Source organism: Streptomyces sp. W16, from assembly GCF_033194735.1.
In the GTDB taxonomy this organism is placed as follows: Bacteria; Actinomycetota; Actinomycetes; order Streptomycetales; family Streptomycetaceae; genus Streptomyces.
In genome coordinates this window covers 29,209-55,257 of sequence record NZ_JAWOAI010000006.1, presented here as the reverse complement: position 1 = coordinate 55,257, position 26,049 = coordinate 29,209, and the positions used below count along the sequence as shown (strand labels likewise).

Genomic DNA, 26,049 nt, shown 5'->3' with positions numbered 1-26,049 from the left:
CCGTCGTCGAGGCGGCGGCTGCCGAGCCGGTCGCCGAGGCGCCGGTGCGCGAGGAGTCCTCCTACGACCGTCCGCGTCAGCAGCGTGACGACCGTGGCAACTACGAGCGCCGTGACCGTCGTGACGACCGTGGCGGTGACCGCGGTGGCCGTTCTTTCGAGCGTCGCGATGACCGTCCGTCCGGTGGTTTCCGTGGTGGCAACGACCGTGGTGGCCGTTCTTTCGACCGTGACCGTCGTGACGACCGTCCGTCCGGTGGTTTCCGCCGCGACGACCGTCGGGACAACGACCGTCCGTCCTCGGGCGGCTTCCGTCGCGACGACCGTCCCTCGGGCGGTTTCAACAACGACCGTGGCGGCGACCGCGGTGGCCGTTCTTTCGACCGTCGTGACGAGCGCCCCTCGGGTGGCTTCCGCCGGGACGACCGTGGCGGCAGCAACGACCGCGGTGGCGACCGTGGCGGCCGTTCTTTCGAGCGTCGTGACGACCGTCCGTCCGGTGGCTTCCGCCGCGACGACCGTGGCACCGGCAACGACCGTCCGGCGTCGGGCGGCTTTCGCCGCGACGACCGTCCCGCGACCGGTCACCGGGGCAGCGACCGCCCGTTCAACCGTGACCGCCAGGGCGACCGCCCCGGCTTCCGCGCCGGCGGCCACGACCGTCCGGGCCACCGCGGCACGACCGGTACGGGCACCGGCACCGGTACCTTCGGCCGCCGCGACGACAAGCCCCGCTGGAAGCGCAACGGCTGAGGTCACGTGACCTGACGTAGTGGAGTGGCCCCTGCCCGGGAGATCGGGCGGGGGCCGTTTTCTGTGTGGCTCCCGGCGATTTCTGGCCACATCGAGTCCTTATCGATTCCTTAAGTGGCGCATGTCACGCCCGCGGTGAGGGAATCGCTGGGGGCATGACAGATGACGCCATAGCGAGTGGGCTGTCAAAGGGAGACGCTCCCGGTCTCTCCGACGAGGAACGCCTTGCCCAGCTCGGCTATACGCAGGTTCTCGCCCGCCGCATGTCGGCGTTCTCCAACTACGCGGTCTCCTTCACGATCATCTCGGTCCTGTCCGGCTGCCTGACCCTCTACCTCTTCGGCATGAACACGGGCGGCCCGGCCGTGATCACCTGGGGCTGGGTGGCCGTAGGCCTGATGACGCTGTTCGTCGGCCTGTCGATGGCCGAGATCTGCTCGGCCTACCCGACGTCGGCGGGCCTCTACTTCTGGGCCCACCGCCTCGCGCCTCCGCGCACCGCGGCGGCCTGGGCATGGTTCACGGGCTGGTTCAACGTGCTCGGCCAGGTCGCGGTGACCGCGGGCATCGACTTCGGCGCCGCGTCCTTCCTGGGCGCGTACCTGAACCTGCAGTTCGACTTCAAGGTGACGCCGGGCCGCACGGTGCTCCTGTTCGCAGGCATCCTCGTGCTGCACGGCCTGCTGAACACGTTCGGCGTGAAGATCGTCGCGCTGCTCAACGACATCAGCGTGTGGTGGCACGTGGTGGGCGTCGGCGTGATCGTGGGCGCGCTGACCTTCGTCCCCGACCACCACCAGTCGACGAGCTTCGTCTTCACCAAGTTCGTGAACCACACGGGCTGGGGCGGCGGGGTTTATGTGGTGTTGCTGGGCCTCCTGATGGCGCAGTACACCTTCACCGGCTACGACGCCTCCGCCCATATGACGGAGGAGACGCACGACGCGTCGACAGCGGGCCCGAAGGGCATCGTCCGCTCCATCTGGACGTCGTGGATAGCCGGCTTCGTCCTCCTCCTCGGCTTCACGTACGCGATCCAGTCCTACGACGCGGAGCGGAAGTCACCGACGGGGGCGCCCCCGGCCCAGATCCTCCTGGACGCGCTGGGAGCGACCACGGGCAAACTGCTCCTCCTGGTGGTGATCGGCGCGCAACTGTTCTGCGGGATGGCGTCGGTGACGGCCAACAGCCGCATGATCTACGCCTTCTCACGCGACGGCGCACTGCCGTTCTCCCGCGTCTGGCACACGGTGAGCCCGCGCACCCGGACCCCGGTCGCGGCGGTGTGGCTCGCCGCGGCGGGCGCACTGCTCATGGGCCTGCCGTACCTGATCAACTACACGGCCTACGCGGCGGTGACGTCCGTCGCGGTCATCGGCCTCTACATCGCGTACGTCATCCCGACGCTGCTGCGGCTGCGGAAGGGGGACGAATTCCAGCGCGGGCCGTGGCATCTGGGCCGGTGGTCGCGGCTGATCGGGGTGGTGTCGGTGATCTGGGTGGCCGTGATCACGATCCTGTTCATGCTGCCGCAGGTCTCCCCGGTCACCTGGGAGTCGTTCAACTACGCACCGGTCGCGGTGCTGGTGGTGCTCGGCTTCGCGGCGGCCTGGTGGATGGCCTCGGCCCGCCACTGGTTCCTGAACCCGGAACACGCCCGCACGAAGGCGCGGGAGGCGGCGCGGGCGGGGGCGCCTGAACCGGTGGATCCGTGACGATGCCTGCATGGGGCTAGGCGAGGGAGGGGGGAGGAGGGCGGCGCGTTCCGGCTTGCCCGAACCGGTAGATCCGTAACACTCCGGACCCGCTCGGCCGCCTTCCCTTCATCTGGCACGGCCGTGTCCCCGATACCCGATCGGAGACACGGCCACGTCCCGCTATGCTCGGGGAGGCAACATCGCTAGGACCCTTAGCTCAATTGGCAGAGCAGTGGACTTTTAATCCATTGGTTGTGGGTTCGAGTCCCACAGGGTCTACGGATGTAGGCGAGGGGAAACCCCTTCTGACCTGCTGTGCAGCGCCTGAGTCGGCTTCGGTCGGGTCGGGCGTTGTGGCGTTTTCGGGCCCGTGCGTGAGCGATGCGTGAGCGGATGTGCCCGTGACGGCTGTCTGCCCGGCTAGCGCGGTGCCCAGGAACGGAGGTGGCGGGAGGAGCTAAGGCGGCCTCACCCTCTTCGGCCTCGTACTCCACCCCGTCCAGCACCTCCTCCAGCAGGGCGGTGGCCCGCTTCCACAGGTCCGGATCCGCCACGTACTTGTTGCCCTCCCCGGGCAGCGACAGCCGGTACCAGGCGGCCCGGATGCCGAGGTCGGCGTAGGCACGGCGGATGAGGTCGAGCGCGGCATGAGCCTCGTCCACGGCCTGCTCCAAGGTGCAGAAGATATGCGCGCCGTTGAGCTGGATGGCCCGTACGCGGGTGAGGCCTCCGAGCACACCGGACAGCTCTGAGCGGTACGGCCGCCCAACTCGGTCATCCTCAGTGGCAGTTCGCGATAACTGTGCGACCGGGAGCGGTAGATGAGAGCGTGGTGCGGACAGCGGCTGGGCCGCAGGACCGCCCCTTCGCTGCCCAACTCCATGGGCGGGAACATGTCCTCGCTGTAGTGACCCCAGTTCCCCGAGATCTCGTACAGCTCCCGTTTGCCGAGCACGGGCGAGGACACATGCCGATACCCTGCGGCCTGCTTGGCCTCACGGATGTACTCCTCCAGGGTGTGCCGTACGACGGCCTCGTCGGGCAGCGAGTACGGCAGCCCCGCGCCCATCAGCGGGTCGGTGTCGAACAGGTCTAGCGGTGGTTTGTTGACGGCGGGTCAGGGCCGCAGTAGGCCAGTAGCAGAGGAACGTTGCCTCGCCGCCTGGGAGCTGTGGTGACCCGCCGTGTGCCATGTCCGCCCGCTCCGGGCCCGCTGGAAGCCTACGCCGGACGCTTCGATGACCTGTTTTCCACGCTGGCACAGCGCCGCAGGTTCCGCGAGTACCTCGCGGGGCTGCTGCTGCCGCGAGACCGCAACAAGACGCTGACATGCCTGGCCGGCACCGAACCCGTCGTAGGTGCCCACCATGCTTCGGTGCAGCGGCTGCAGTTCTTCCTGTCCGAGTCGACGTGGGACCACGAGCAGGTCAACGCCCGCAGGGTGGCACTGCTGCTGGCCGATCCCGCGACCTCGCCGCACCCTGGCGGGGTGCTGGTGATCGACGACTCGGGAGACCGCAAGGACGGAAAAGCAACCGCGCACATCGGTCGGCAGTGGCTGGGCCGGCTGGGCAAGACCGACAACGGCATCGTCACCGTGACCACCTGCTGGGCCGACGAGAACCTCTACTACCCGCTGCACGCCGTGCCCTACAGCCCCGCCCATCACTTTCCCAAGGGCAAGCGCGACCCCGGTTTCCGCACGAAGCTGCAGATCGTGGCTGAACTGGCCCGCACAGCCAAGGCCGCCGGAGCGACCTTCCGAGCCGTGGCCGCCGACTGCGCCTACGGCGACCAGGACGGCTTCCGCAGACAACTCGCCTCGGCGGGACTGCCGTTCGTCATGGCCCTCAAGCCGAGCCACGGCACCTGGGCCTACGGCAAGGACGCCTACACCCCCGCCGACGCCGCCCGTGCCCTGACCTGGACGGACCCCGAGTACCCAGGCGACTGGACCGCCGTCGAGCGGACCTTCCACGACGGGCACACCGAGACCTGGTGGGCCGCCGACGCACACCTCGGATGGTGGGGACCCGACGGAAACGTCCGCCTGGTCGTGGCCACAGCGGACCCGGACACACTGCCCGCGCAGGCCACCTGGTACCTGGCCACCGACCTGCCCCGCCCCTACGGCCCCCGAGAGGCCGACAGCCCCGAACCCGCCGCCGACTTGCACGAAGTCGTACGGATCTACGGCATCCGACACTGGATCGAACAGAGCTACAAGCAGGTCAAGGACGAACTCGGGTGGGCCGACTTCCAGGTCCGTTCCGACACCGCGATCCGCCGCCACCAGACCCTGGTCACCTGCGCGTTCACGTTCTGCTGGGACACCTGGTTCGCCCGACCCCCAGAACGCGAGCCCGTCGTCGTCCCCACGGTCCCGCCGACCGCCGGAGCGGCTGAGAGGGGGCCCAAGCGAAACCCACCAGCCCCATCCAGCCAGCTGGCCCAAGGCGATCCGCGCCGTCCGCGCCTGGCTCGACCCCTGGACCACCCTCCAACGCTGCTGGCGAGCCTGGACCAACGCACCCCCGCCACCCGAACTCCAAGCCCTGATCAACGCCGTCGGCGCAGGCCACCCACTTGATCTCTACTCCCCGGTCTAACAAACCACCGCTAGCGCGTGAGGGTGCCGAGGACCTTCCCGAGCGTGATGGCCACGTCGAAGTCCCGATCCCATGTGAGTGCGACGAGGTCGTCGAACTCCGCCTCAGGGCGGAGCAGATTGAGGACGTCGGCTTCGAATACTGAGCCCGGTTCTGCGAGGGCGAGCGCCTCGTCGTGGAAGCAGCGGTACGTGTTGCGTGACCGGAACATGACCGAGTACCCACCGTCTACGAGCTCTCCCACGGAGACATCCCATTTCGCTTCAAGCGCCTGCAGTGTGCCGGCGACGCGGTCGGCGTTGAGCGGCTCGGTCAACAGATCCACTCCCACCGCTTCTCGGGCCGAATCCAACGGAAGCGTCTTGTCCCAGAGCACCGAGAGGTGGCGCTCGAAGCCGATGTCCTCGCGAACTGCTTTGTCGAACTCCAGGTAGTCGGTGTCCAGACTCGTACGCATCCAGCGGGCGATCCAGAGGATCGGGGCGTCGATCAGATTCGCCCGCAACGAGCGATTGCCTTCACCGTAGACAGATTCACGGATGCTCGTCAGCAGCTCTTCGCAGTGGTAGTCCTTGCAGAACCGGAACAAGTGAGCCGACCGCCGTGGCAGACCGTCCCAGCGCGAAGACTGAGGGAGGGGGAAATCAGCCAGAATCGTCTCCAGCTCGCGTTGGAGTCCCTGCTTGGCGGCCGACAACACGAGAGCGTCGTCGTTCTCGTCCCACCGCCCGGCGCCCTCATAGTCGAACTTTGCCTTGCACGAGGCATACACAACGGCTTGAGCACACGTATTGAACAGCTCCGTGCTCACCCGGTACGCAACCTCGCAGTGATAGTTGAGGTTGAATCGGTCGAGCTCTCCGTCGGCGACCCGCTCGAAGACATGCTTCGCCGACAGCACGTCTCTGGCGGCACGGCCGAGGATCCGCTCGACCTCGCCGGACGAGCTGTCGGCGGGCGCTTCGTTGGGGCGCAGATCATCGGAGATCTCCTCGATTGTCGAGTCGAGCCGCTGAAGGGTTACCCGAAGCATGCCGCGTACGGTGTCGATGCGGAGCCGCTGCGCCTCGTCTTGGAGCAGCATCTGTTCAATGATCAGGTCGAGGTCGGCCAGGAAGGGGTAGCGGTCGCGCACAAGCGCGTGTCGTCGCCCTCGGGCGTTCTGCTTCGTGAACATCTCGGTTATGACGAGGCCGAACGCAAAGATGTCCGCCGGCTTGCCGATACCGAGGGCGTTGTTCCTCACCATCTGCTCGGGAGCGAGGTAGTTCCGGTTCACTAAGAGGTCCCCGCGATTCGTGAGCGAGGAGTCCTTGAAATGCGCGATGCCGAAGTCGGCCAGGACGAGCCGGCGCGCATCAGGGTCGACGAGGACATTCTCAGGTTTGATGTCGCGATGCACTATGCCGTCGCCGTGCACGTACGCGAGCGCATCGCAGAGCTGGCGCGCGTAGTCGAGAAGCACGTCAGCATCGGTTTCGTCGTTGATCACGTTTCGCAGCGTCATCGGGTAGAAGTCCATGACGTAGTAGAAGAAGTTCGCGTCCTCTGAGCGCGCGTGGATACTCACGACGTTCGGGTGGCTCGATTTCTGCCCGTACTCGATCTCCTGCTTGAAACGCTTGTTGCGAGCGGAGTCCGCGTCGCGGTCCTTCTTAATCCGTTTGACTGCGAACACCTGACCGTCGGGCTTACGGCGGACCTTCCACACCACGGCTGATCCGCCCTCTCCCGGAGCTGAATCGCGCTCGTAAGTGACTCCGTCGATGATGAACGGTTCGTGCTTCGGCATGAACCCACCCTACTGACCTCCTCGGGGCGGTGACGTCGGCCAATTGCCGCCAGGACCAGAGCGTTCTCCGGCGGGGCGAGGTAGATGCCCGCCACGTCGCGGACCTTGGTCACGAACTGCGGGTCGGTCGACAGCTTCCAGGTCTCCACGATGTGCGGCTTGAGGCCGAACGCCCGCCAGATCCGCGAGACGGCCGACTGCGACATGCCCTCCGCCTCGGCCATCGAACGTGTCGACCAGTGCGAATCACCCGTCGGTGGCGCCTGGCCGCCTTCAGTCACTCTGTGGCAGGCGAATCGGTGGCTGCCGGACGCGACCGGGGGATCAGCTTCGCGGCCTTCTCTGCGATCTCACGGTCCAGCTCAGGGAGCAGGCTCGTGTACGTGTCCGAGGTCAGCGTGATGGTGGAGTGCCGCAGCGTCTCCTTCACCGTGTGGATGTCGCCACCACCTCCGTGCATGAGCGTCGCGGTGACGTGGCGTAGGTCCCGCAGGGTGATGGGTGGCAGGTCGGTCGTGGCGAGAATGCGGCGGAAGGTCTCGGATACGGTCCCCGGGTGCAGCCAGGAGCCGTCCTCCTTGGTGAAGACCTTGCCTGTGTCCTGCCAGGCATCGCCCCACTGCGCGCGGTCCTTCTCCTGGCGGGCTTTGTGGTCGCGCAGTTCGGAGATGGTCGTGCTGTCGAGAGCGATCGTGTTCGCGCTGCCGTCCGTCTTCGGCTCCGACTCGTAGATGTCCCAGCCGTCCACCACGATCTCCTTGGCGGGAGTGATGAGGCCGACGTCGAGGTCGATCTCGTGCCAGTCCTGGCCGACCGCCTCGCCGCGCCGGAGGCCACGGGTGCCCATGAGGTGGAGTATCGCGTAAAGCCGGTCGCCCTCGGCTGCGTCGAGGAAGGCGCCGAACTGCTGTGGCGTCCACACCATGACCGGGCCGGGGATCTGACCGGTCTCTCGCCACCGCCGGACGCGTTCATCGGTCCACAGGAGGGGCTTCGGGCGCCTGCCGGACTCCAACTCGACGTGGGACGCCGGGTTGAAGGTGATCAGCTGCTGGGCGATCGCGGAGTTCAGGGCCGCGCGCAGGGTGCGGCGGATCGCCTGACGGGTGGCCGGGCCGGTGATCTTCCGGAACGGTTTCATCTCTGCCAGTTTGGCTCGTTCAGGGGCGAGCCGCTTCCGTTCCGCCCCGACAGGGCGACCGGGCGTGCTCGGCTTGCAGCGGGTGATCTGCTCGCGGCGGGCCTCGTTCTCGGCTGAGATCACCTCGTTGTCGTCAGCTATCGCGTCGAACATCTCCACCAGGTGGCCGACGTTGAGCCGGTCGAGGCGTACGTGGCCGATGCGCGGCTTCAAGTGGACGCGGATGTGGGAGGCGTAGGCGTTGAGCGTGGTCCTGCGGCGCTTCTTCGCGGCGAACCACTGGTCCAGCCACTCGCCGACGGTGAGGTTGCCACGGAGGGCCAGGCCCGCCCTCAGACGGCGTCGGGTCTCCTCGATGGCTGGGAGCGGGGCCTTCTCGACCGCGACCTTCTCCAGCATGTCGACGAGGCGCCGGAGGCTGTCGGGGTCGTCCTTCTCTGCCAGCGCCAGCAGGGAACGGATGTAGTCGAGGTCCGTCTGCGCGGCCTTGAGGGACTCGTAGCCGGCGCGGCTGAAGGAGCGGCGGGCGCCGTCTTCGGTCGGCGGGAGTTCCTGGCGTATCGAGTACGAGCCGTGCTTGCGGCTGGAGAGTTTGGGGCAGTTCTTGCCGAGCGGCTTGCCGGTCTCGGGGTCACGGCAGTAGCAGCGGCGGTGGGTGGAGCCCTTCAAAGGCGTTCCTCCGGGGTGGTGTTGGGGCTGGGTTCGGGTGGGTCGACGTCGCCCAGGGCGGGTGGCAGGTGGGGTGGGGTGGCGCCTTCGTCGCGGATGTCGCGGCGGAGGTGGCGGAGGTTGTACTTGGCGGAGACGGCCTCGTCGGTGTACTTGGTCCGCCTGCGCTCGGCTTCTTCCTGCTGGGCGCGGTTGGTCGCCGTCTTGATTGCGAACCGCGCCCGTTCTTCCTCTTCGAGGGCGGCCAGTGCGGTGCGTACGAGGCTGGCGTGCGCTTCGAAGTCGGGGACCAGCCCCGCGTCGTACAGGGGCATGTCCTCGTCGCCGGTGAAGCGCCGCAGGGCGTCCCAGGTGGGCACGAGGCTCTGGAAGGGGAGCTCCTGGGTCCTCTCGACGTAGCCGACCGGGAAGATCAGGCAGACCGGGTACGTCTCCAGGGCGGCGGCCAGGACCATGACGTCCACCAGGGGAAGGCTGGCCCGGCGGCCGGACTCCATGTTGGCGATGACGTTGCGAGGGATGGGATGCCCGAGCTGCTCGCACGCGTCGGCCAAGTCCTGCGCGCTCCATCCCATCTCCTTTCTTCTGCGCCGGACTTCGCCGGCGACGTTGGCCTTGATCCGGTCCGCCCATTCCGGGACGTCGTCCTCATCAGCATCCACACTGCGTTGTGTCATGGAGACACATTAGCTTGGTCATCCTGGTAGGTAGACGCCTGGAGCCGGACGTGACGGTCACGTTCGCCGAGGGCTGTACCGAAAGGGGCGCGCTGTATGCGCGAAGACGCGACGGCCGGGCGGATGACGGGCGCGAAAGGGATGAGTCGGGAAGAGCTGCTTGCCCTCCCTGTGTCGGTTGACCTGGAAACAGGCAACCACGCTCTGGGGCTCGGGCGGAGCAAGGGGTACGAGCTGGCGAAGCGCGGCGAGTACCCGTGCAAGGTGCTGAGGCTCGGCAACGCCTACCGGGTCGTGACCGCGGATCTGCTCGATCTGTTGGGCCTGGCGGCGTGATGGGGCGGCGGAGTAGCAAACCGTTCTGCGCTGAGCTGACACAGAAGCGCTGGACTGTTGCCGGGTGTGGACGTACCGTCCGTGTTCCCTCGCGATGGCCTGGTGCCCGCGAGAAGGGGGCGGGTCCCCGGCGATGCAACGCCGGAGACCCCAGCAACCCCGACCGGCCCTGGAAGAACCAACCCGGCGGCAAGGGCGCACAAGCCCGCCACCGCCAGACGAGGAGCTGCCCCGTGGAACATGCGGGAGCCGAGCCCTATTCCGACTCCGACACGCCCTCGTGGCCGCCCGTCACCGTCCCTGGCCAACTCGGCCACCACGCCAGTGAAGCCCCGATGTCCGCCAACGACGTTGCGCCTGAAGCCACTTCGGCGGATCAGTCCGCCGAGGAGGCGGCGCCGGATCCGGTGCCGACCCATGGCTCGGCGTTGCTGGACGAACTTCGTGCGCAGATAGCCAAGTTCGTGATCCTGCCCTCGCCGGAGGCGCTGGACGCGGTCACGCTGTGGGCGGCGGCGACACATCTGCAGCCCGCATGGCAGCACGCGCCCCGTCTGGCGGTGGTGGGGCCGGCGAAACGGTGCGGCAAGTCACGGCTGCTGGACGTGCTGACCGAGACGGTCCACGAGCCGATGCTCACCATCAACACCACCCCGGCCGCGGTCTTCCGGTCGATCACCGAGGAGCCGCCCACGCTCCTGGTGGACGAGGCGGACACCATCTTCGGCACGCCGAAGCAGGCGGAGAAGAACGAGGAGATGCGCGGCCTGCTCAACGCCGGCCACCAGCGCAATCGGTACGTCACCCGGGTCGTCGGCAACGACCACACCCCGCACCGGTTCGCCACCTTCGCCATGGCCGCGATCGCGGGCATCGGTGACCTGCCCGACACGATCATGGACCGGTCGATCGTGGTCCGCATGCGCCGTCGCGCCCAGGGGGAGCACGTCAAGCCCTTCCGCTCCCGCCGCGACATCCCCGGGCTCCACGAACTGCGGGACCGCATCGCCGCATGGGCCCGGCCGTTGCTGGACGAGGCGGCGGAGGAGGAACCGGTCCTGCCGGTGGAGGACCGGGCCGCCGACACCTGGGAACCCTTGGTCGTCATCGCCGACCTCGCTGCCGGGTCCTGGCCCCGTCGGGCCCGTACGGCGTGTGCGCGGATGGTGGCCGCGGAGGTCGAGGCAGAGGAGGAGCGGCCCGGCGGAGCCCGGATTCTCGCCGACATCCGCAGGGTCTTCGCCGCCCAGCGCGAGGTGGACAGCCTCTCCACGGACGAGCTGCTGTACCACCTGCGCCAGGATGTCGAGGCGCCGTGGGCGGAGTGGGGGCGCAACGGGCTGGATGCCCGCGAACTGGCGAGGATGCTGAGCCCGTACGTCATCAAGCCCGGCAACGTCCGCCTCGTCGACGGGACCCAGCGCAAGGGCTACATGCGCAACAAGTTCCTCGACGCGTGGCGGCGCTACTGCCCTGCCGTCCACCCGGTGGACCCTGAGCTCGCCGTCACCGCTTCGGGCTGAGCCCCGCGTCCCTCGGTGGCCGTCCCTGGCGTCCCTGCCGTGATCTCGCAGGTCAAACGGCATGGCGACAAGACGGCAACCGGGGCCAAGACGGCAACGCGATCATGACGAGCGCGCTGCCTGGCCCGGACCACGTCCCGATCCGTCTTGTGCCGTCCCGCGCGTCCCCGCCGTATCGCCGCAGGTCAGGGCGTCAGCCGCCGGGACGGCACCACACCACCACGCCGTCCCGGCCGAACAGGTCGGAGAACGCCTCCGGCACCGGCCGGGACGGCAGACCGAACCCCATGCCGTACCTGCCCTGACCTGCGCTTGCAACGGCCAAGACGGCAAAGACGGACCACACCGCCAACGCCCAGGAGCACCCCGCTTGACCAAGCTCTCCACTTCCAGCCGCCGCCAGGACAACCGCCTCGACGAGGGACGGCCGATGCTGACCAAGCAGGCTGCCGAGCGATTCACGCTCGTCGCAGCGGGCGTGGTCATCGTGGCCCTCACAGCCGGCGGGTTCTGGCTCTCGTACGCGCATCTCGCGGAGGTCGCCGGACAACATGGCCTCAAGAACTCCCCGGCCCGCCAGTGGGCCTGGCCAGCGACCCTGGACGCGTTCATCGTCGCGGGCGAACTGCTCATGCTCCGCGCGGGCCTGCGCCGGGTGACTGACAAGGGGGCGATTGCTCTCACGGCCGCCGGATCGGTCGGCTCCATCGCGCTCAACGTGGCCGGTGTCAGCGGCACGGGTGGCACCGGCGCCGTGCCTCTGCTCGACTACGTGGTCGCCGCGGTTCCCCCGACCGCCGCGCTGCTGGCCTTCGGCGTCCTGATGCGGCAGATCCACCAGCTCGTAGATCAACCCGCAGGCCATGCGGACACCCCTTCCGCACAGCCCGCCGACATGGTGGCGATCACGTCCGCCGGGCCGCCGGAACCACCGGTCCGGGTTTCGGAGAGCAGGCCGCGCGGTGGCCGTCCTGCAAGCGCCACGGTTGAGGAACTTGTGGAGATCGGCCGGATCGCCATCGCTGAGCACGGCACGCTCAGCCGGTCCCTTCTCCGGAAGGCCGTCAAGGACAGGGACTTGACGATCGGCAGTGAGCGGCAGACCGAGGTGATGGAGATCCTCCGGCCCGAAATCGAAACCGCGGGAACAGGTGCGGACGGCAACTGACCGGAATCCCGACGGGGTGGCCGGAACCGCTTCCGGTCACCCCTGCCCGTCGGCCAGCGCCCCACCCGCCCTCCGTTTATCCACACCTGTGATGGGGCCCCGATCGCCAACACCTTGCCGACTCCTCCCCGGCGTTCAACCTGCCCTTGCGACCACTTCCGGAGAACCGCTCGTGACGCACCACCCGGACCACCCCGACCGCATTCCCGACGATCCCCTGCCCCAGGTGAAGTCCCCTACGCTGCTGGGGCGTTTGCAGCAGGCGTTCGGACGGGCTGCCCCTGGCGGAGCCAGTAGTACCCCGAGTCCGACTCATGGCCGGTCTTCGGGGGTCTCCGCCCCGGGGGTGGCGGAGACGGCCCGGCGCCAGGGGGCGCCGGAGCCGGGGGTCGGGGCCGAGGGCGGCTCCGACCTGGACACGCTTCACTCCGTCCAGCAAGCCGTCCTGCGCCCCGCCGACACCGCAGCCGCCGCAGCCGGCGAGCCTGCTGTGAAGAGCGTGCAGCCCACGATCCGCCGCTTCACCGGCACCAAGCGGGTCGTACGAGTCGGCCCTCTACGCTTCACCGGCGACGAGCACACCCAGCTCCAGGAGGCATCCGCCGAGCACGGGTACAAGGGCGACTCCGGCTTCGCCGCCGACATCGTCCTCGCCTTCGTCACCGGCCGGTTCACCGCCAACCTGCCCCTGTCCGAGGACCGCCGCCGCACCCACATGTTCCGCGCCCAGGTCCTGCGCCAGCTCAACCGGATCGGCGTCAACGTCAACCAGATCGCCCGCGCCCTCAACAGCGACCACACCCCACCCGACATACGTCAGCGCCTGGACGAACTCCACGACCTGCTGGAGCTGATCGCCGAGGCCCTGCGCGAGCCTGCCGACCCGCGGGAGGTCTGACCAGCGTGATCGCCGCCATCAAGCCCGCCGGGGCCAACACCCGGGGCCTGCTCGCGTACCTCTACGGCCGCGGAACCCACGACGAGCACTTCGACCCGCACATCGTGGCGGGTTTCGCGATGCTCGGCATGCCCGACCCCGGCCGCGACGAGAACGCCACCCTCACCGAACTCGGCCACTACCTCGACGAGCCGGTCTCCTTGCGCAACGGCGAGTTCGGCAAGCCGGTCACCGACCACGTCTGGCACTGCCCTGTCCGCGCCGCCCCCGAGGACCGCCACCTCTCCGACGCAGAGTGGGGCGAGATCGCCCAGCGCATCGTCCAGGCCGCCGGCATTGCCCCGGCCGGTGACGACCTGGGCTGCCGCTGGATCGCGGTACGCCACGCCGACGACCACATCCACATCCTCGCCACCACCGTCCGCGAAGACGGACGGCGTCCCAAGCTCCACGACAGCGGCCTCCGCGCCGGCGACGCCTGCCGCGAGATCGAGAGGGACTACGGGCTGCGCCGCTTGAAGAAGGGTGATCGCACCGGCGAGCGCCGCCCCACCCAGGCCGAGATGCACAAGGCCGAACGCCTCGGCTGGGAAGAGCCCAGCCCCGAGTGGCTCCAGGACCGCATCCGCGCGGCCATCCCCCACGTGACCAACGCCGAGGAATTCATCGCCTACCTCGAAGCCAGCGGCATCGAGGTCCAGGTCCGGCGCGGCCCGTCAGGGGACCTCCTCGGGTATGCCGTCGGTCGCCCCGGCGACGTCAACGAGGCCGGCGAGCAGATCTACCACCCCGGAAGCAAGATCTCCCCCGACCTCTCCCTGCCCAAAATCAAGGCCCGCCTCGAATCCAGCCGGCCCGAAGAACACCCCACCGCCCGCCGCAACCACCCCAGCACTCCCTGGCAGCAGGCCACCGACGCCCTCGACATTCTCCACACCGAGATCACGGACACCGGCACCGACGACGATGGTGATGCGCGCGCCCAGGCCCACATCACTGCCCTCGGGGAACTGATGGAAGCCACTGCCCAGAAGGCCCCCGCAGACCTGCGCGTCCAACTGCAGGCAGCCAGCAAGGCATTCGCTCATGCCCAGCGCTCTCAGATCAGGGCGGAAGATCGCGCCGCCCATGCCCTGCGGGCCGCAGCCCGCGACATCGTCAACACCGCCACCGGCCCCGACGGCAGCGCCCTCGCCGCCCTCATCGCCGCCATGGTCTGGGCCGCCATCCTCGCCGGCCGCTGGCACGAAGCGAAGGGCCACGCCCACCAGACCGACGCCGCCCGGCAAGCCGTCCAGCACCTTCAGACAACTGCCGACCACGCCCTCACCCCCACGCTCACCGAACTCGAAGCCCGCCGACCGAACGAAGAGACCCGTCGCACTCTGGCCAACGACGTACGCGCGGCCGTTCCCGAACACGCTGACCGGATTCTCGCCGACCCTGGCTGGCCCGCCCTCGCCACCGTCCTCGCCGATGCCGAAGCCGGCGGCCACAAGCCCCACCGACTCCTCAAAGAGGCCGCCGCCCAACGCGAGCTGACCACCGCTCGCCAACCTGCCCGCGTCCTGATCACCCGAATCCAGCACACCAGCCGCGACCCCGCACCCAACCGTCGCGCCGAAGCAGCCCGCCGACGCTCGACCATCACGGCCTCAGTCCCCGCCCAGCAGGCCCGAAACCCCCAGCCCTCAGCGGCAGCCCCGACATCCGCAGAACAGCAGCACCGACAGCGCCGGTAGACCCCGTCAGAACCACAGGGGTGGAGCGACCTGCAGTATCCGGGCGGGTCACCGTGAAGGTTGTTTTGTGCGGGGATGGAACGCGTATCCTGCGCCGGGTGACCGACCTCGCAGCAGTGGATGACGCCCGGGAGACCTCCCTCAGCAGGGATCTTGCGGCGATTACCAACGCCTTCGATCTCGGTGAGCTCACGGAGCCGCCTCAGTACCTGGCGGACGGCCTGATGAACCGCAACTGGCGGATCGGTACCACCCGGGGCCGCTTCGCGGTGAAGCAGATCATCGACGTGCCGCTGGAGGCGGCCCGCCGCAATCTGGGGACGCTGTCGGCGCTGGCCGCGGACGGGATCCCGGTCTGCACACCGCTGGTCAGCGGTAGCGGCGACACCGTCGCCGAGGTCGAAGACCACGGGTACTGCGTCATCGAGTGGGTGGACGGCGAGCACGTACGCGGCAGCGACCTGCCCCTGGACCATGTGACCGACCTGGGTGAGCGGCTCGGCCTCATTCACCGCGCGTTGGCTGAGAACGCCCCCGCACCGGTGCCTGCCGTTCCACCGTCGGCGGAGGTTGCCTCGGTGGCGAAGGCTTTGGAGGCGGCGGACCGCTATCTGGCCACCGTCGCTGCCCTGGATTCCCCTTCCGCGTTCGACCGGTCCGTTGCCGAGGCGATGGAACAACGCAAGCAGCTGCTCGGGAAGTACGGCGATTTGTACCCGAAGGGCGATGTACCAGCAGGCCCGTACGGCTGGACGCACGGTGACTTCCAATACCGCAACATCCTGTGGCAGGGCGGCCAGGTGGCAGCAGTTTTGGACTGGGACCGGTTGCGGGTGCGTCCGTATGCCGAGGAGGTCGCGCGGACGGCGCAGGTGCAGTTCGGTGTCGAAGGACGGTTCGATCTGGAGCGGGTGAGCGCGTTCGTCGGCGGCTACCGCCGTGTGGTCGACCTGTCCGTCGAGGATCTGGCCGACGGGGTAAGCCGACTGTGGTGGAAGCGGATGACCGATTTCTGGCAGTTGAGCTTCCACTACAAGCGCGGCGATCACGGCTTCGACGACCTGTTCCTGGACGACGAGGCACTCTTGCACTGGTGGACGGATCGCCTGGATGAGGTCCGGGCCGCTATGACGGGATGACCCCGGCCGCCTTGAGCTCGGGCAGGCACGGTCGGGTGAACGGCAAGGACTGCTCGCGCGCTCGCTTGCCCAGCAGCGGATCGGGGGCTGCCCTGATCGCTGCGGCCCACGCCTCCGTACCAGCGTCGCCGGGGATGATCATGCCGCTGTCTCCGATCGCTTCGCGGATGCCGCCGCGGTCGGCGCCCAGGCTTGTCAGGCCGTGCAGACCGGCCTCGATGATCACGCGAGGGAAGGCGTCCTCGACAGTGGAAGGCACCAGGAGCAGCCGGTGAGCTGCGTAGAGCGGGCTCATGTCGTAGGTGCGGCGCGCATAGGTGACGTTCGGATACGTGGCGAAGTCGCCGGAGGTGTCCCACCAACCCTCGACCAGCGTGAACCGCTGACCGGGCAGCCGGCGGATGAGCCGGTGGAGCAGGGCGGCGCCCTTCTGGGGCACTGGGTTGACCATGAGGATCGCGTCCCCGGACGGCTCGGGGCCCGGCGCCGGACGGGCGAAGGGCGGATACAGCAGCACCGCCCGCGTTCCTGACTGCACACGCGCCCGGGACAGGACGAACCGGGAGACGGCCAGCGCGGTTTGCGGGCTGCCGTGGAGAACGTTCAGGCTGGTCGGTGAGACGGAGTGCAGCCAGGCGGCCACCTGTGTGGTGCGGCGTGCCTGGGCGGCGAGGTCGGCTGCGCCTTCCTGCGAGGTGATCACCAGGTCGGGTGAGAGTTCGCCGAGGGCGGCGGCGAAGGCGGAGTGGATCCAGTCCTGGGCTACGGCCCGGCAGTGCACGCCGTTCCACTCGTAGCGCACTTCCTGATGGCGCACCTCGTACGGGACGTCGTGGGCGCCCAAGTGCCCGCGCAAGGCGGGCAGTTCGCTGGCACGATTCCATGGCGTCTCGTGGGAGCCGAGGTAGGTCACCTGCCAGCCAGCGGCGGCGAACTCCTCGGCGAGGAGCTGTTGGGACACCTCGGCCCCGCCGATCAGCAGTGGCGGCGGGGTGCGGCGCCAGGCGAACAGTACGGTCGGCATGGTCACCGGCTCCAGGCTTCGACCAGGTCCTGCACGGTTTTCGCGATGCGGCCCGGTGGTGCGTCGGCGGGGAGCACGGTGATCTGGCGGGTGATCGGCGGCTGGGGCTTGTCGAGGAAGTAGGCGCGAGCCTGGGCGAGGAATGCTGCGTCGTGGAGGAAGTACTCGCTCTCGGCCAGGGAGCCGGCCTCGGTCCGGCGACGGCGCCGCAGCGTCTCGGCAGACACGTCGAGGTAGATGGTGTGGTCCGGCCGCAGGTGTGGCAGCTCCTCAAGGCGTCGGCGGACCTGGGCGTGCACCCGGAAGCCGTAGAGCTGATCCATGGCGTAGGCATGGGCCATGAGGGTGTCCACCGAGCGGTCCAGGATGACCAGGCGGCCTGGGTTCTCGGTGGCCTGGGCAACTCGGTCGATCTCAGCGGTCATGAATGTCTCGAACGCGGCGAACTGTTCGGAGGCCGAGTAGGTCCGAGCCGGAGGGATCGGGTGGGTACGCCGGAGGTGGCGGACGTAGCAGCCGAGGAACACCGCCCTGTCGGCCAGTTCGGGGGTGGTGCGCAGGTGTCCGATCGCGGTGGTCTTGCCGCCGTAGGAGGGGCCTTCGAGGCAGATGATCGTCACGACGTCTCCTGGCGGTAGAAGCGTTCGGCGTACGCGGGACCGGCCCGGTTCGGGGTGCCGGGGCGGTCCTCGGCGACGGTCCAGGCATGGCGGATGGGGCGGTACATCTTGGCCGCGGGGTGCATCTGGGAGCCGTGCAGATGCAGCAGCGTGACCTTGTCGAGCAACACGTCTGTGATGTCGGCGAGTTCGGGTACCAGGCTGGTGCCGGTGCGGACACGGAACAGGTGCTGGTCGCAGCCGGTGAGGGCGTAGGTGGACCAGAACGCGAGGTCCTCGAAGAACCAGCGGCAGCCCAGGCGACGGGCGGCCTCGTGGACCAGCAGGTGGTCGGGATGGCGGGTCACTGCGGCCGGCGCCAGCAGTTCCGCATCCGGATGCCCGGCCAACAGCGCGCGCAGTTCCTCGGTGATCTTCTCGAGGCGCAGCGGGTCGTACTCCCGGTAGGGAGGGGCGGCGTCCTTGTGGCCCAGCAGATGCTGCGCCGCGCCGAAGGGCCGCAGGGTCTCGGCGCCTTCCCATTCCCGCAGGGTGGAGACCGCCTCCACGGTGGAGTAGGCGGGTTCGAGTGCCGGGTGGACGCTCAAGGAGCGGCTAAAGACCGTGATCACTGTCAGCGGGCGGGGCCGGTCCAGGAACAGACCGGAGGCGGAGAGCGCGAAGTCGTCGTGGTGCGGTTCGATCACCACCACCGGGCGGCCGGCGGGTCGGCGCTCTTCGATGACGTAGCGGGTGCCGCTGTGCGGCGCCGTCACCTCCAGCACCGGGGCCTTGGCTTTGCGGGTGGCCGTCTCCTCCTGCCAGTTGAGGTGGGCGGTCATCAGGTCGGTGGGGAAGGTGTAGATCCCCTGGGCGTCTGGTGCGGGCAGCATCGGCACGCGGGTCGCCTCCAGGTCAGCGGACGGTGGACTGGTACCAGTGCCGCCAAAAGGTGGCGGATGCCGGCAGGAGACGCGCTGTGATCGGGTTTTGCCACCACACCATTCGCCAGGTCGGCCACTGGTCGTAGCGGCGGGTGGAGGGCCGAACGCGCAGTTCGTCGACGAGGACGACGGGCCGGTGGGTGGCGTCGCCGAGCTGGCGCAGTCGGGCGAAGAACTCCACGTCCTCGCTCATGAACCAGTCGGTGCGGTACCCGCCGAGCGTACGGAAGGCCGCGATGGTGCAGAACTGGTCCACGCCCTGGGCGCCACGGTGCCTGCGTCGGTAGGCGTCCCAGTACCGGCACAGCAGCCGGGCACCGAGCCGCTTGGGCGTGTAGAGCGGGGGGATCGCTCCGCCGACGTGCAGGCCGGAGACGAGCAGACGCATCACAGTGGTGATGCCCTCGACCGGGACGGCGACGTCGGCGTCGATGAAGAAGAGGTACTCGCCCCGGGCGGCTTCCGCGCCGGTGTTGCGGACCTGCCCGATGTTGCGGACGTCTTCGTGCACGACGCGGGCGCCGAAGGAAGCGGCGACCTCGGCGGTGTCGTCCACGCTGGCGTTGTCCACGACGAGGATCTCGCCGCTCTCGCCGGTCGTCTCCTCCCACATCTGGAGGGACTTGATGACGGTCGGCAGATACTGCGGCAGGTAGGCGCCTTCGTTGAATGCCGGGATCACGATCGACAGAGTCGGAGTACTCACCGCCTGCTCCTTTCGTCCATGGGGGTGGGGGTGCGGAACAGGTGCGGGGTGCGTTCTGCCGCGCGGTGGAGCTGGGTTGCCCACAGGGCGCGGCTGGGCTCGTCGCCGGACACGACGGCATGGGCCCAGCAGCGCACGGTGTGGAAGGCGACGGACGCTTCTACGAGCGCCTCGTCCAAACTGCGGCCGTAGGCGGCGGTGACGTACTGCCGCTCTCCCGGCTCCACGGCGCTGGTGACGGTCAGGGTCTGGGCGACGTCGAACTCCGGTACGCACAGCGTGGTCTGCGCGAAGTCGATGACGTGGAGGAGACCGGCGTCCGGGCCGTACTCGGGGATGACGATGTTGTCGCCGTGCAGGTCGCCGTGGCCCAGCACCATCCGGTCCTGCTCCGCGCACGGGTCCGCCATGGCGTCCAGGGCCGGTTCGAGCCGGTCCATCACCTCGCGCGAACAGCGGCGGGCCAGCCACGCGACATGCTCGGCAAACGGCCGCACCGGGAGTCCGGCCCGTCTGCCGGGGATCTGGTGGAAGCGGGCCAGCAGGATGCCGAGGTGCTCCAGAGCCTGCTGGCGTGTGATGCGGCCCGCCTTGATGGCCCCGTCCAGCGTGAGATCGCCGAGATCCGTGGTGACGAGCGCAGTCGCTGGGTGCCCGGGAACCCGGCCGCAGCCCAGTACCGCGGGGACGGGGACGATGCCCGCTGCGGCCTCGATCACTCGGCCTTCGCTGATTGCGTTTCGGCTGGCGGTATCCGAGAACACCTTCACGATCACCCGGCGCCCGTCGGCCAGGGCCACGCGGTAGACGGCCGAGCGCGATCCCGCCTTCAGCCGCCGGGAGGAGACTGCGCCGACCGACAGGAGTCCCGAGCAGGCCCGGGCGATCACGGGCTCCATCTCCGTACCTGTCATCGGGCACCGCCAGCCGCTTCGATGCCCAGTTCACCCATGCTGTTGACGTGGCGGACGGTGGCCCGCAGATGGGCCCGGTACTCGCGGACGTCCTCCGTCGCCGGGCAGTTGGCCAGCCACGGCTTTTCGGGCCCGACGAAGTGCACCAGGACCGCATCCGGGTCCGAGCGCACCGGCCGGTCCACCACCCGCCGCACCCAGTTCCCGCGCTCCCAAAAGCGCCCCAGCTCGAACCGGTTGAACACTGCATTGACCGGACGCACGGCTTGGGAGGACAGCAGCCACAGGTTCAGCGCGTCCTGGTCGTTGTGAAGGATGTGCCGCCGGCCGCGGATGAGTGCCTGCTCGACGCCGGCGCGGATGGACGCCAGCATCGCCACCGGCATCCACAGCACGCCCGCGTTGAAGTAGACGCGCTCCCGCAGCTGCGGCCACCGCTCGGCCACTCCAGGCAGCGCGTGCCCTGTTCCGCCGACCTGCGGGATGAACTCGTCCTGCACGGCACCCATTTGCCCGTCCGGCAGGTCGTGGAGCGGGACCGAAAGGTCCCCTCGCGCCAGGACGTCCGAGTCGACGTAAATCAGGTAGGGGCGGCGGACGAACGCCGGCGTGAACTGAAATCGCAGGTAGGTGGTGATGCTGATGTACTCGGCGTCTACCAGCCGGGACGCGGCCGATGGGGTACACCACCGGATGTCGAACGATCCGAAACCGAGCCGCCGGGCGAACTGCGCCAGCGTCACGGCATGCGCGGCCGTGAGGTCCAAGGCCAGAACGCGCAGCGCCACTTCTTTGCGCTCTCGTGGCGCCAGCCCGTTCGCCAGTGAGGACACCGTGGCCAGCGCCGGAAGCATGTACCGCTCGTCGATGCATAAGCCGATCGCGTACACCGAAGTCCTCCAAGGGACGAGCCAAGACAGCGACGGGTGATAACCGCACGGCACCCGTGCATGGTCCGGAGGCCATACGAGGGTGCGAATTACAGGTGCTGCAGGTGGCGTTGGAGCCCTCGCTCACCCCGCGGATTTGTTGGGGGCGGGGGGCGCCGTGCGGAAGGGGAAGGTGCGCCGTGGCCGGGGTCTTCACGAGCCGTCCTCGATACGGAGTTCGGCCCAGACTTCTTTGCCCCATGGGCGCCCGCCCGAGCTGCGCAGGTCGTATCCCCAGCGGTCAGCGACTGCGTCGATGAGGAGCAGCCCGCGGCCCGACTCGTCATCGGCATCGGCCTGGCTGAGAGTCGGCAAGCGCGCCGGCTCCCGGTCCAACACCCCCACACGTAGCCGTGTCGCGCTCGGCCGCTCGACCAACAGGCGAATCTCGTGGCACGGGGTGTGCCTGGTGGCGTTCGCGATCAGCTCTGTGACGATCAGCGCGGCGTGGTCGGCGAGGTTGTCGAGGCGCCATATGCCGAGGACGTCCCGGAGGAGCCGGCGGCCGATCTCGGCCGTGGACGGCTCGCAGGGGAAGGTCTGGCTGTAGGCGGGGTGGCCGACGGAGACGACGTGAACTGGCGTAGTGAGTCTCGTCATTGGGGGGAGCCTTCGGGTTGTCTCGGCGCCCGGCCCACCCCCGCGGGGGAACCTCAGGGGCGGGCCGGGCCGTCAACAGCCGCCCGCACGGTGGGGCGTGGCGAGCGACCGACAACAAGACAACTCCCTTTCTGAGCAAGGTGATTAGGGCGATCAGCCCTCCTTGCGCTGGAAGGACCTAGGGCGATTTGGCCTTCCCTTTACCTGGTGGGTGATGGGGCGTGAGAGCTACCGTGCGGACATGGACACCACGCGCAACGCCGTTCTTGAGGCGTGGATGGCCGAACACGGCTACAGCTCCAACGGCCTTGCTGAGGCTGTGAACAGGGCTTTAGAGCAGCTGACTGGGAGACACGGCGGCCTCGACGGCTCATCGGTCCGGGACTGGAAAGCAGGCCGGGTCGCGTGGCCCAAATCGGCTACCCGCACGGCACTTGAGGACGTCAGCGGCCTGCCCGCCGTCGCTCTAGGGTTCGTGCCACGGGGTCGGACTCCGTCCACCCCGGCCCCACCGCAGCAGGAGGACCCCGACATGAAGCGCCGTACCCTCGTCGGCGGGATCGCGGCGGCTGCCGCTGCGGCAGCCGCCGCTCCCGGCACCGCATCCCCGCGCCGCATCGGCATGAGCGACGTCGACCGTCTACAGAAGCGCTTCGCCGAGATCATCGCCAGCGACCACCGCCACGGCGGCCAACTCGGCATCGAGCAACGGGCCGCCGCGCTCGCCGACGAGGCCCTGAACCTCCAGAACGCCGGCAGCGCCAGCCAGCGTGTACGCAGCAACCTCTACGCCTCCGCAGCCGCGTTCCGTTCCTCGGCGATGTGGGCGGCCATCGACGGCCGCCGCTACGACGTCGCGAAGGCGCACATGCGTGAGGCGCAGGCCCTCGCCGAGATGTCCGGCGACCAGGAGATCAAGTTCCGCATCTGGAGCCACGCGGGCACCATGTACCGCCACATGGGCCGCCCCGCCGACGCGTTCGCCGCCAACGACGTCGCCCGCAACCTGCACCTCACCCGCCGAGACCCCCTGTTCGCATCCCTCGGACTGGCCCGCCAGGGCGCCATCCACGGCGCGGCACACGACCGCACCGGCACCCGCCGCGCCTTCGAGCAGGCGCAGGACGCCATGCTGCGCGCCAACCCCGCCGACTACCGGCCGGTGTGGATGCTCGCCTTCTACGACCAGGCCGAGCTGGACTCCCTGGCCCTGTCAGCGCACTTGGCGCTCGGCGACTACCCGGCAGCCGAGTACCACGCCCACCGCTGCCTGTCCGCCCTCCGCCCCCACATGATCCGTTCCCGGGCCATCACCACGACCCGGCTCGCACACGCCCAGCTCGCCCAGGGTGCGCCCGAAACCGCCACGGCCACCGCCATGAAGGTCCCCGCCGACGCCGCAACCCAGCACGCCCGGGTGACGCGCATGCTGCAGGAGTTCGGGGCCGCGCTACGCGCCACCGCACCGGGCACCACCACCGTGCAGACCTGGACCGAGCACGCCGCCACCTGGAGGATTGCCGCATGACCACGGCGCCCGCCATCGACCTGCGCACCTTCACCACGCTCGACACCGCCCGCGGCGACCTCCTCGACGTGTACGCCGACGTACGCGCCCCGCTGCTCCACCTGCCGAACTACGCGGTCACCGCTTTCGGCGAGCGCCTGGACCGGCACAGCACCGAGCTGGGGTTCACAGCCGTCCTCGCATACGCGGACGGGCATCCGGTCGGCTACGCCTACGGCAACTCCATCGAGCACGGCGACCGCTACTGGCAGCGCACCACACCCGCGCCGGCGGACAAGTACACCGAGCGTCCGGCCGTAGCCCTGAAGGAGATCGGCGTCCGCCCGACCTGGCGGAAGACCGGCACGGCCCGGCGTATCCATGACGCCCTCCTCGCCGCACGAGACGAGCCGTTCGTCACGCTCATGGTCAACCCGGCCGCTGGGGATGGAAAGGTCCACGCGCTCTACGAGTCGTGGGGGTACGAGGACATCGGGCAGAGCCAGCCGTCACCGGCCTCGCCGGTGCTCACCGTGATGGTCCGCGCCAGCCACTGACCAGCAGCAGCCCCGTCCACTTGTCGTCCGCAGTCGTGCCTCTCGTGTACCGGATTCAGGTGGGCCCCATAGGAAGTTGGCGCCCTCATAGGCTGCTATGTCAGCACTGCTGCGCATGTGTGGGTCACCGTGCAAGGATCTACAACAGGGTCAGGCGTGAGACAGGTCGGGGGCAAGTTGTCTGAACAACCGGAGCTGACCGCCGCGGAGCTTGTAGTTACGGTGCCGCAACCCGATGACTCGGGAGCCAACACACTTGATCGCTACGACTGGCAAGCGTCCATGGCCGCAGCAGATGGTCTGGAGCTATACCTTCAAGCTCTGGGCACCGACAAACGCGTGCAACATGGCGACTCTCGGAGAATCCTCTGCGAGTACCAGGAGGACTGGGTAGCTCTTAGTGGCGACACTGCCGAACTCGTCTCTGCCAAGCATCGAGACCCGTCTGCTGACGCCTACCGAACTGTGAACCAGCTCGCCCACGAAGGGGGACTTGCACACCTTTTCCTCCGGTGGCGGGAATTGCAAGAGAAGCCTACCTGCAGGCTTGCGACGACTGGCGGCCTTGCAAGCGGAGACCCTCAAGGTTTTGCAGCGACAATGCGATCTTTGCGGGAAGTCCGCCTATCAGGGCAAGAAATTGTAATTACCGACGATCACCGCCCGTCTATCGAAAAATTCCATTCCGCCATCCATGCCAATAGTGGAAAGCATTTGCCCAAAGAATGGATTAAGGGCAGCGAGGGCGAAGTTGCACCGCAGGATCAGATGCAACAGGCGGCCCGATTCATCTCCATGCTGAACATTCAAGCCGAGCTAACGAGACGAGCAGACATCGGCTTTGCGGCGCCAACGAGATACGCGAAGCCCGTCGTCGAACATCTCGGCTTTGACGTACCTTGGGAGGCCATCTGGAATGTCGTGTACGGACTTTTCTTTACGCGCATGAAGGCAGCTGGTCCCCGAACTGACGCGGTAATTTCTCCTGTGCTGGCCTTTGCGAACGGTTCAGGGTCTCCTACCTCGGCAGACAGGGAACGCGAACTTTCGTCGCGAATCGTAACGATGCAGGATATCGATCTCGCGATAATCACCGCTGTAGCGAACCCTTCGGCTTATGGTTCGCTAACCTCCCCCATCAGGCTGAGTCGGGCCGCGATCAAGATGCGGAAAGGGAGTTGCTCAGACAACAGCGTCGAGCGCGGAGAACAGCTCAGGCGGGACTATCAGCGCTACTGGCGCAGCCGTCTAAGTGGGGATCCCACCGCCCTCGCTGAGCGTGAAAAGCTGCGACGGCTTCTCTTGCGCGTAAGCGACAGATCTGATACCCCAGCTATGCGCTCAAAGAGTGGGTGGGGGGCAGACTTCTGGATTGCCCTTCAAGACGCGCTTGAGAATATTCCTGTGGATCAACTGCCAGCAGGAATGGATTCAGACCTTTTGCTGGGAGGAATTAGCGACCTGGCCAACGAGTGCAAAATTTGGTTCAGTGAGGGTTTTGATGTAGCAGCTGAGATTGACAGGATCCGCCAAGAGAATCGGGGGAGCGCGGCATGAGCATCACATACGATGATCTAGAGCTTGCGTTGCTTCGTGATGACTTGGCCTATCATCAAGCACGCGTTCTCCTACTGGTGAATGCAGTGTCTAAAGAGCCAGGGCATGCGAGAAAACTGGACGGTCTAACAAAGCTGGCCAAGCTGGATTTCTTGCTCAGGTATCCGGCCCTGGCTCCCATAGTGCTTGAGCAACTCTCAGAGTCCGACCCACGCCTAAATCTTTCACCAGAGGAGATTGAGGCGCCGACAGAGGTAGAAGCCCCCATGGTGCGCTATAAATACGGACCCTGGGACGATCGATACTATGCAATCATCGGCGCATTGGTTGGGCGCGGGCTTCTAAGATATACAAAAGGCAGGAAGGGGAGTGTTGCACTAGCGACGACCAAAGAAGGGCGGCGCCTCGCAGAGGATATGGGAAAGGTCCGCGATTGGAAAGCGTTGGCTGAGCGTAGCGAGGCTATCGCAAGTGCTTCATCAGGAATGACCGGAAACGCTATTAAAGACCTCGTTTACGAAAAGCTTGAAACCTTGATGGATCGTCCGCATCGGCAGGTAATCCAGTGA

22 protein-coding genes, 1 tRNA gene and 3 pseudogenes are annotated in these 26,049 nt (G+C 67.9%); 14 read left to right on the top strand and 12 right to left on the bottom strand.

The window, feature by feature from the left end:
• From R6V09_RS01820 to R6V09_RS01810, 3 genes and pseudogenes are all read left to right on the top strand, one after another.
• Positions 1-752, top strand: a pseudogene (locus R6V09_RS01820) (DEAD/DEAH box helicase); the annotation flags it as partial.
• Positions 753-907: 155 nt separating this feature from the next.
• A complete protein-coding gene (locus R6V09_RS01815; RefSeq protein ID WP_317879532.1) occupies positions 908-2,467 on the top strand; it encodes an amino acid permease in 1,560 nt (519 codons plus the stop codon).
• Between the two features lie 188 nt (positions 2,468-2,655).
• Positions 2,656-2,728, top strand: a tRNA-Lys gene (locus R6V09_RS01810).
• 158 nt (positions 2,729-2,886) lie between these two features.
• Here the strand turns inward: R6V09_RS01810 and R6V09_RS01805 are convergent.
• A pseudogene (locus tag R6V09_RS01805) lies at positions 2,887-3,518 on the bottom strand (aminoacyl--tRNA ligase-related protein); the annotation flags it as partial.
• A gap of 105 nt (positions 3,519-3,623) precedes the next feature.
• On the opposite strand from R6V09_RS01805, the gene R6V09_RS01800 reads away from it, so the two are divergent.
• Positions 3,624-5,039 carry an IS701 family transposase gene (locus tag R6V09_RS01800; RefSeq protein WP_317879531.1) on the top strand — a complete coding sequence of 472 codons (1,416 nt, stop codon included), beginning with the start codon at positions 3,624-3,626 and terminating at the stop codon, positions 5,037-5,039.
• Between the two features lie 29 nt (positions 5,040-5,068).
• Here the strand turns inward: R6V09_RS01800 and R6V09_RS01795 are convergent, their stop codons facing one another.
• From R6V09_RS01795 to R6V09_RS01780, 4 genes and pseudogenes are all read right to left on the bottom strand, one after another.
• Complete coding sequence (locus R6V09_RS01795) at positions 5,069-6,850, bottom strand: serine/threonine-protein kinase (RefSeq protein WP_317879530.1); 1,782 nt, start codon at positions 6,848-6,850, stop codon at positions 5,069-5,071.
• Positions 6,851-6,900: 50 nt separating this feature from the next.
• Positions 6,901-7,098: pseudogene (locus tag R6V09_RS01790) on the bottom strand (IS630 family transposase); the annotation flags it as partial.
• Between the two features lie 29 nt (positions 7,099-7,127).
• Complete coding sequence (locus R6V09_RS01785) at positions 7,128-8,660, bottom strand: site-specific integrase (protein ID WP_317879529.1); 1,533 nt, start codon at positions 8,658-8,660, stop codon at positions 7,128-7,130.
• Positions 8,657-9,337, bottom strand: a complete 681-nt coding sequence (locus R6V09_RS01780) for a helix-turn-helix transcriptional regulator (protein ID WP_317879528.1) — start codon at positions 9,335-9,337, stop codon at positions 8,657-8,659. The genes R6V09_RS01785 and R6V09_RS01780 overlap by 4 nt, the downstream gene beginning before the upstream one ends.
• Positions 9,338-9,433: 96 nt before the next feature.
• On the opposite strand from R6V09_RS01780, the gene R6V09_RS01775 reads away from it, so the two are divergent.
• From R6V09_RS01775 to R6V09_RS01750, 6 genes are all read left to right on the top strand, one after another.
• Complete coding sequence (locus tag R6V09_RS01775; RefSeq protein ID WP_317879527.1) at positions 9,434-9,673, top strand: hypothetical protein; 240 nt, start codon at positions 9,434-9,436, stop codon at positions 9,671-9,673.
• Between the two features lie 233 nt (positions 9,674-9,906).
• Positions 9,907-11,196, top strand: coding sequence for a DUF3631 domain-containing protein (locus R6V09_RS01770; protein ID WP_317879526.1), 1,290 nt, complete (start codon positions 9,907-9,909; stop codon positions 11,194-11,196).
• 370 nt (positions 11,197-11,566) lie between these two features.
• A complete protein-coding gene (locus R6V09_RS01765; RefSeq protein ID WP_317879525.1) occupies positions 11,567-12,364 on the top strand; it encodes a DUF2637 domain-containing protein in 798 nt (265 codons plus the stop codon).
• A 346-nt stretch (positions 12,365-12,710) separates the two neighbouring features.
• Positions 12,711-13,262, top strand: a complete 552-nt coding sequence (locus R6V09_RS01760; protein ID WP_317879524.1) for a MobC family plasmid mobilization relaxosome protein — start codon at positions 12,711-12,713, stop codon at positions 13,260-13,262.
• 5 nt (positions 13,263-13,267) lie between these two features.
• Positions 13,268-15,004 carry a relaxase/mobilization nuclease domain-containing protein gene (locus R6V09_RS01755; protein WP_317879523.1) on the top strand — a complete coding sequence of 579 codons (1,737 nt, stop codon included), beginning with the start codon at positions 13,268-13,270 and terminating at the stop codon, positions 15,002-15,004.
• Positions 15,005-15,102: 98 nt separating this feature from the next.
• Positions 15,103-16,143 (top strand): phosphotransferase, encoded by a 1,041-nt coding sequence (locus tag R6V09_RS01750; RefSeq protein ID WP_317879522.1) that lies wholly within the window; start codon positions 15,103-15,105, stop codon positions 16,141-16,143.
• Here R6V09_RS01750 and R6V09_RS01745 read toward each other — a convergent pair.
• The 7 genes from R6V09_RS01745 to R6V09_RS01715 all read right to left on the bottom strand — a co-directional run bounded on the left by R6V09_RS01745 (position 16,130) and on the right by R6V09_RS01715 (position 21,859).
• The gene (locus tag R6V09_RS01745) at positions 16,130-17,167 is read right to left on the bottom strand and encodes a glycosyltransferase (RefSeq protein ID WP_317879521.1); all 1,038 of its coding nucleotides are present in this window, start codon (positions 17,165-17,167) and stop codon (positions 16,130-16,132) included. The genes R6V09_RS01750 and R6V09_RS01745 overlap by 14 nt on opposite strands.
• A gap of 2 nt (positions 17,168-17,169) precedes the next feature.
• Positions 17,170-17,787, bottom strand: coding sequence for a hypothetical protein (locus R6V09_RS01740; RefSeq protein ID WP_317879520.1), 618 nt, complete (start codon positions 17,785-17,787; stop codon positions 17,170-17,172).
• Positions 17,784-18,659, bottom strand: a complete 876-nt coding sequence (locus R6V09_RS01735; RefSeq protein WP_317879519.1) for a PIG-L deacetylase family protein — start codon at positions 18,657-18,659, stop codon at positions 17,784-17,786. The genes R6V09_RS01740 and R6V09_RS01735 overlap by 4 nt, the downstream gene beginning before the upstream one ends.
• A gap of 22 nt (positions 18,660-18,681) precedes the next feature.
• Entirely contained in the window at positions 18,682-19,416 is a 735-nt protein-coding gene (locus tag R6V09_RS01730; RefSeq protein WP_317879518.1) for a glycosyltransferase, read from the bottom strand.
• Positions 19,413-20,330, bottom strand: coding sequence for a phosphotransferase family protein (locus tag R6V09_RS01725; protein ID WP_317879517.1), 918 nt, complete (start codon positions 20,328-20,330; stop codon positions 19,413-19,415). The genes R6V09_RS01730 and R6V09_RS01725 overlap by 4 nt, the downstream gene beginning before the upstream one ends.
• Positions 20,327-21,220: a glycosyltransferase family 8 protein gene (locus R6V09_RS01720; RefSeq protein WP_317879516.1), complete on the bottom strand. Its 894-nt coding sequence runs from the start codon at positions 21,218-21,220 to the stop codon at positions 20,327-20,329. Before R6V09_RS01720 ends, R6V09_RS01725 begins: the two co-directional genes overlap by 4 nt.
• 192 nt (positions 21,221-21,412) lie before the next feature.
• On the bottom strand, positions 21,413-21,859 hold the full coding sequence (locus tag R6V09_RS01715; RefSeq protein WP_189151681.1) for an ATP-binding protein: 447 nt from the start codon (positions 21,857-21,859) through the stop codon (positions 21,413-21,415).
• A gap of 241 nt (positions 21,860-22,100) precedes the next feature.
• Here R6V09_RS01715 and R6V09_RS01710 point away from each other — a divergent pair, with 241 nt between their 5' ends.
• The 4 genes from R6V09_RS01710 (at position 22,101) to R6V09_RS01695 (ending at position 26,049) form a co-directional block, all read left to right on the top strand.
• Positions 22,101-23,387 (top strand): XRE family transcriptional regulator, encoded by a 1,287-nt coding sequence (locus tag R6V09_RS01710; protein ID WP_317879515.1) that lies wholly within the window; start codon positions 22,101-22,103, stop codon positions 23,385-23,387.
• The gene (locus tag R6V09_RS01705; protein WP_317879514.1) at positions 23,384-23,923 is read left to right on the top strand and encodes a GNAT family N-acetyltransferase; all 540 of its coding nucleotides are present in this window, start codon (positions 23,384-23,386) and stop codon (positions 23,921-23,923) included. Before R6V09_RS01710 ends, R6V09_RS01705 begins: the two co-directional genes overlap by 4 nt.
• A 282-nt stretch (positions 23,924-24,205) precedes the next feature.
• Positions 24,206-25,480, top strand: a complete 1,275-nt coding sequence (locus tag R6V09_RS01700; protein ID WP_317879513.1) for a hypothetical protein — start codon at positions 24,206-24,208, stop codon at positions 25,478-25,480.
• Entirely contained in the window at positions 25,477-26,049 is a 573-nt protein-coding gene (locus R6V09_RS01695) for a hypothetical protein (RefSeq protein ID WP_317879512.1), read from the top strand. Before R6V09_RS01700 ends, R6V09_RS01695 begins: the two co-directional genes overlap by 4 nt.